The sequence below is a fragment of the Geminocystis sp. CENA526 genome (assembly GCF_050753365.1).
In the GTDB taxonomy this organism is placed as follows: domain Bacteria; phylum Cyanobacteriota; class Cyanobacteriia; order Cyanobacteriales; family Cyanobacteriaceae; genus Geminocystis.
The window spans coordinates 1-5,998 of record NZ_JBLZFY010000163.1; the positions used below are offsets into that span (position 1 = coordinate 1).

The following is a 5,998-nucleotide window of genomic DNA, read 5'->3' on the forward strand; positions in this document are numbered from 1 at the left end:
ACTTGTCTGTAAGGCTAGTGCCGTCCTGTGAAGCAGAAACTCTTAATTGCGAAGTTAAGAAGCCCACATCTGTACCGTTAGGTCAGTGTGGGAGATGTCACGAATATCATTCTGTTATAACAGATAAACTATCAATTACGATCGAAGGGGTATAACACGAACCACTCCAAACTCGATCGAGTCCTAATAAGCTAACATTAAGTAAGGCTTGATAAACATTACCCGCCGTCATGGTGTCTTTAACTCTACCGATAATTTCTCCTTGTTTGACTCGATAGCCTAAATCAATATTGAAGGAAAAATCTCCAGAAATGTCTGCGCCTTCTCCCAAAATTTGATCAATAATAATACCATCGCCCATATTTTTGATTAACTCTTGAAAAGAAAAGTTACCCTTATCGATGACAAGATTAACTAAATCAGGAGTAGGATAACTACCCAAACTAGGGCGAAAACCGTTACCCGTATTAGGGATATTCAATTTTTTAGCAGTTTTTTTGTCAGTGTAAAAATTCTTTAAAATACCCTTGTCAATGAGATTCAGAGATTGAGTAATTGTGCCTTCGTCATCAAATGGGCAATTATAGGGTTGTAAATTAGGTTGTTGACTCACATTAAGACAAGGGGAGATAACTTGTTTTTCCAGTGATTGACTCCAAGGGGATGATTTATCAAGAATTTTCTTGCCGTTTAAGGCTTCGCTGACGGTTTCCCAAAGGGTGACAACGGCATTAGGAGTAAATAACACGGGCATTTTTCCTTTCGGGAGAGTAGCGTTTTTTTGCGCCCATTGTAATTTTTGCATAATTGTCTCCATCATCGGCATTAAATCAAGGAATTGATGACTATATACCCCATCATAAATACCTAAAAAGTCTTCATCTCGCACTAATTCCACTCCCAAGGATGCCGAATAACTATTGTCGGTTTGTTGACAATACAATCCCCTAGAATTAACCAAAGTAGTAGTTTCCGTTTCCCACTCTATATCAAGGCTTACTATCACATCTGGATATTTTTCCGTAATATGTTCGATCGAACTTTTCCCTTGGGTAATCAGAGATTGCACATCAGGTTCTGAGGTAGAATTAGGATAGATTAACTTTGCTTCATGGTTTAAAAGACATTCTTCAGGCTCATTTAATGCAGAAATAGTCATAGCTTTAGTAATTAAATCATCAGCATTAAAATCCCCGTAGGCAACCACTAAAGCAGGGCGACTATTGTGCCATAATCTTAAAGCAATACCAGTAGTTTGTGAACTTTCAATTTGTTTTAAACGATTGGCTTCAAAAGAAAGAGGACGAGAATAGGAATTTACTTGATATACTTCTACATCATTAATACCTTTTTTGAGAGTTAACGCCAATAATTCTTCTGCCAACATAAATTTAACTAAATTTTATCTATATATATTTTTTCTTTATTATCTTATCATTTATTCATATTATAGTTAATAAAAAATTTCTCTCTACCCCTTATTATCTCATCATTAATACTTTGCTAAAACCATGCCTTTAAGTTGGAATGAAATCAAAAATCGTGCCATTAACTTTACCCATGAATGGGCTAATGAAACCTCCGAAAATGCCGAAGCAAAATCATTTTGGGATGGATTTTTTCATGTTTTTGGTATTTCCCGAAGACGGGTTGCTACCTTTGAAAAATCTGTGAAAAAGTTAAACAATAAACATGGATTTATCGATTTATTTTGGCAAGGAGTTATTTTAATTGAGCATAAATCAAAGGGCAAAAATTTAGATAAAGCCTATCAACAAGCCTTAGATTATTTTCAAGGATTAAAAGAGTATGAATTGCCTAAATATATTCTCGTTTCCGACTTTCAAAAATTCCGTTTATATGATTTAGATAATGACATAATCAACGAATTTGAATTAAAAGATTTTGTTAATAATGTCCACTTATTTGACTTTATTGCAGGGTATGAAAAAAGAGTATATCAAGAAGGCGATCCTGTCAATATCCAAGCCGCCGAATTAATGGGAGAATTGCACGATCGACTGGCGAAAATCGGTTATAATGGTCACGAATTAGAAGTTTATTTAGTAAGATTATTATTTTGTTTATTTGCTGACGATACTAATATCTTTAACAAGGGAATTTTTCAAGAATATATCGATTTGCATACCAAAGAAGACGGAAGCGATTTAGCTATGCACCTCGCCTCTATTTTTGATATTTTAGATCAATCTGAAGATAAAAGACTCAAAAATTTAGACGAAAATTTAGCTCAATTTCCCTACGTTAATGGCAAATTGTTTAGTGAAAGATTGCCTTTTGCTTCCTTTGATAGTGAAATGCGAGAAATGTTGTTAAAAGCCTGTAGTTTAGATTGGGGAAAAATCTCCCCTGCTATTTTTGGTTCGATGTTTCAAGCGGTGATGAATCCTAATCAAAGACGTAATTTAGGCGCTCATTATACCTCTGAAAAAAATATTTTTAAAGTTATTAAACCTCTATTTTTAGATGATTTATATACCGAATTTGACAAGATAAAAAATAATCAAAATAAACTTAAAGAATTTCACGAAAAAATCGCTAATTTAAAATTTCTTGATCCTGCTTGTGGATGTGGTAACTTTTTAATTATCACCTATCGAGAGTTAAGGGAATTAGAAATAAAAGTCTTAAAAGAGTTGTATAAACAAGAGCAATTTATTGATATAAATATCTTCATTAAAGTTGATGTCGATCGATTTTTTGGCATTGAATACGATGAATTTGCCGTGAGAATTGCAGAAGTTGCTTTATGGTTAATTGATCATCAAATGAATGTTAAAGTTAGTAATAAATTTGGTCAATATTTTGTGCGTTTACCTCTCCTTAAATCCGCTACTATTATTCATGGTAATGCTTTACAAATCGATTGGAAAAATATTATTAATCCCCCCCAACCCTCCTTACTAAAGGGGGAGAATGGCATAGATTTTATTTTAGGTAATCCTCCTTTTGTGGGCAAAAGTTATCAAAATTCACAGCAAAAAGCTGACATGAATTTAGTGTTTAATGGGGTGAAAAATGCAGGGGTTTTAGATTATGTTTGTGCATGGTATCTCAAAGCCTCTCAGTTTATCCAAAATACTAAAATTCGTTGCGCTTTTGTTAGTACAAATTCCATTTCTCAGGGCGAACAAGTTGGAATTTTATGGCAGGAATTATACACTAAGTATAAGATAAAAATTCACTTCGCCCACCGTACTTTTTCTTGGAGTAATGAGGCTAAAAATAATGCAGGTGTCCATTGTGTTATTATTGGTTTTGGTTTAGAAAATATTGATAATAAACGTCTTTTTTCCTATGAAAATATCAAAGGGGAAGCTACAGAAATTCAGGTTAAAAATATCAACCCTTATTTAGTAGAAGGTAATGATTTAATTATCTCAAGTCGCAAAAAACCTCTTTCTAATGTGTCTGAAATTAACTTTGGTAATATGCCTAATGATGGAGGAAACTTTTTATTGACTGAAGCAGAAAAACAAGAATTATTAAAAGTCGAACCTCTTGCAGAAAAATATATTAAACCTTTTTTAAGTGCTAAAGAATTTATTAATAATGAAAAACGTTTTTGTCTTTGGTTAGTAGATATTCAACCTCAAGAATTAAAACAATTAAAGTATATGAATGAAAGGGTAAAAAATGTTCAACAATTAAGATTAGAAAGTAACAGAGAAGCAACAAAAAAACTAGCTAATTTTCCTACTCTTTTTGGCGAAATTAGACAACCTAATACAGATTATATACTTATACCTTTATTAACCTCTGAAAATAGAAAATATATTCCTATTGGTTTTTTTTGTAAAGATAATATCGTAGCTAATAGTTGTAGCTGTATTCCTAATGCAGATTTATTTTTATTTGGAATCTTAACATCAGAAATGCACATGACTTGGGTTAAATATGTTTGTGGAAGACTAGAAAGTCGTTATCGTTATTCTAATACTATTGTTTATAATAACTATCCTTTTCCTGAAAATGTTACGACAAAACAACGGGAAAAAGTGGCAAATTTAGCTCAAAAAATACTGGATATTAGAAACAATTATCCTGATAGTAGTTTAGCGGATTTGTACGATCGATTAACCATGCCTAATGACTTAATAAAAGCCCATCAAAACCTTGACAAAGCAGTGGATTTATGCTATAGAAAACAACCTTTTTCCAGTGAATTAAACCGCATCGAATTTTTGTTTAATTTATACGAAAATATGACAACACCATTATTAAAAACTGACAAGAAAAAACCTTCTTCCCGTAGCAAAAGTATTACAAAATAATTTACCAAGAAATAAATAAGTTTGTGGCAATGATTTTGTTACATAAAGTTTCACAAAATTAACTATTTGTGAATAAACGATAAACTTAGGTAATGTATCATAATCCGCTAAGAAATGAATGTTGAAAAAAATTGACAAAATCAACGATTTGTGAATAAACGATAACTTTAGGTAGTGTAGCATAACTCGCCAAGAAATAAATTTCATGGCTAACAGCACAAGTCAGCTAAAGCGACTAAATTCAGAAATAAAATAAAAACATATTGCTGAAATATTTTAATTAAAAACAATGTTTATTAAATCACTTTAGTAGATTTTCGCTATTAGCTTCGTCAATTTATTGCGAAGCGAGTTACTGCACAACACCGACATCTTTATTTTGAGTATCATAGTTAAATTCTCGCAGTTTAAAAATTGTGGTTAACTCAATCAATAACAGTATCTTAATGTTAATAACAAAATAAAATTACTATTTTTTACTATTTTTTTATGAAACTTTTACGATTAATTCTCTTATTTTTCCTTACCTGTATTTTTGTGTATAGTTTTAGCCAATTTTCCCATAGTCAACCTCTCAAAAATAAAGAAATTAGAGGCGTTTGGTTAACCAATATTGATAGTGATGTTTTATTTTCTGCGCAAAAAACTAAAAGTTCGATCGAAACCCTCTCTAAATTAAACTTTAATAGTATATATCCCACCGTGTGGAATTGGGGTTATACCTTATATCCTAGTAAAGTCATGGAAGACACTATAGGGATAAAACTTGATCCTACCGAGGGCTTACAAAACAGAGACTTATTAGCAGAAATTATCACAGAAGCGCACGATAAAAATATGGCAGTGATACCTTGGTTTGAATTTGGCTTCATGGCGCCTGCGGATTCACAACTAGCAAAAATGCACCCCGAATGGTTAACAAAAAGACCCGATGGTAGTACTATTTGGTTAGAAGGCAATGTCCATGAAAGAGTTTGGTTAAATCCCCTTCATCCCCAAGTACAAAGTTTTATCACGGATTTAATCTTAGAAATTGTCAGTAAATATGACATTGAAGGTATCCAAGTTGATGATCATTTTGGCTATCCCTCCGAGTTCGGTTATGATGATTATACCGTTACATTATATCGTCAAGAGCATCAAGGACAATCTCCTCCTTTAGACAGAAAAAATCCTGAGTGGGTAGAGTGGCGATCGAACAAAATTACTAATTATATGGAGACTTTATTCCACCTAATAAAAGAGGTAAAAAATGATGTAATTGTATCGGTTTCTCCTAATCCTCAAGAGTTTTCTAAAAATGAGTTTTTAATGGATTGGGCGAAGTGGGAAAGAAAAGGTTTTATTGAGGAATTAATTGTTCAAATTTATCGCAATAATATGGACTCTTTTAATAAAGAATTAGCCCAAAAAGATTTACTTTTAGCTAAAGATCATATTCCCACTGCTATCGGTATTTTAACAGGCTTAAAGGGTCGATCGATCCCCTTAGATTTAATTAATGAACAGGTTAATTCCACTAGAGAAAAAGGCTTTGGAGGAGTGAGTTTTTTCTTCTATGAAAGCCTCTGGAATTTTGGTCCCGAAATCGTACAAGAAAGACAATCTTCCTTTAAAAATTTATTCTATCAAAAGCTCGATCGGGCAACAATTAACAATTAACAATTAACAATTAACAATTAACAATTAACAATTAACAATTA

General features: G+C 32.3%; 3 protein-coding genes. 2 read left to right on the top strand and 1 reads right to left on the bottom strand.

The annotated features are described in order from the left end of the window. Positions 1-106: 106 nt before the first annotated feature. Complete coding sequence (locus tag ACN4EE_RS21695; RefSeq protein WP_431708596.1) at positions 107-1,387, bottom strand: TldD/PmbA family protein; 1,281 nt, start codon at positions 1,385-1,387, stop codon at positions 107-109. Between the two features lie 124 nt (positions 1,388-1,511). Here ACN4EE_RS21695 and ACN4EE_RS21700 point away from each other — a divergent pair, with 124 nt between their 5' ends. After that, complete coding sequence (locus ACN4EE_RS21700; RefSeq protein ID WP_431708597.1) at positions 1,512-4,295, top strand: class I SAM-dependent DNA methyltransferase; 2,784 nt, start codon at positions 1,512-1,514, stop codon at positions 4,293-4,295. Between the two features lie 489 nt (positions 4,296-4,784). Beyond that, positions 4,785-5,957, top strand: coding sequence for a glycoside hydrolase family 10 protein (locus tag ACN4EE_RS21705; RefSeq protein WP_431708598.1), 1,173 nt, complete (start codon positions 4,785-4,787; stop codon positions 5,955-5,957). Positions 5,958-5,998: the final 41 nt, after the last annotated feature.

Coding starts and splice junctions, on each gene's coding strand:
- ACN4EE_RS21695 (WP_431708596.1), bottom strand. CDS start 1,387: ATGTTGGCAGAAGAATTATTGGCGTTAACTCTCAAAAAAGGTATTAAT.
- ACN4EE_RS21700 (WP_431708597.1), top strand. CDS start 1,512: ATGCCTTTAAGTTGGAATGAAATCAAAAATCGTGCCATTAACTTTACC.
- ACN4EE_RS21705 (WP_431708598.1), top strand. CDS start 4,785: ATGAAACTTTTACGATTAATTCTCTTATTTTTCCTTACCTGTATTTTT.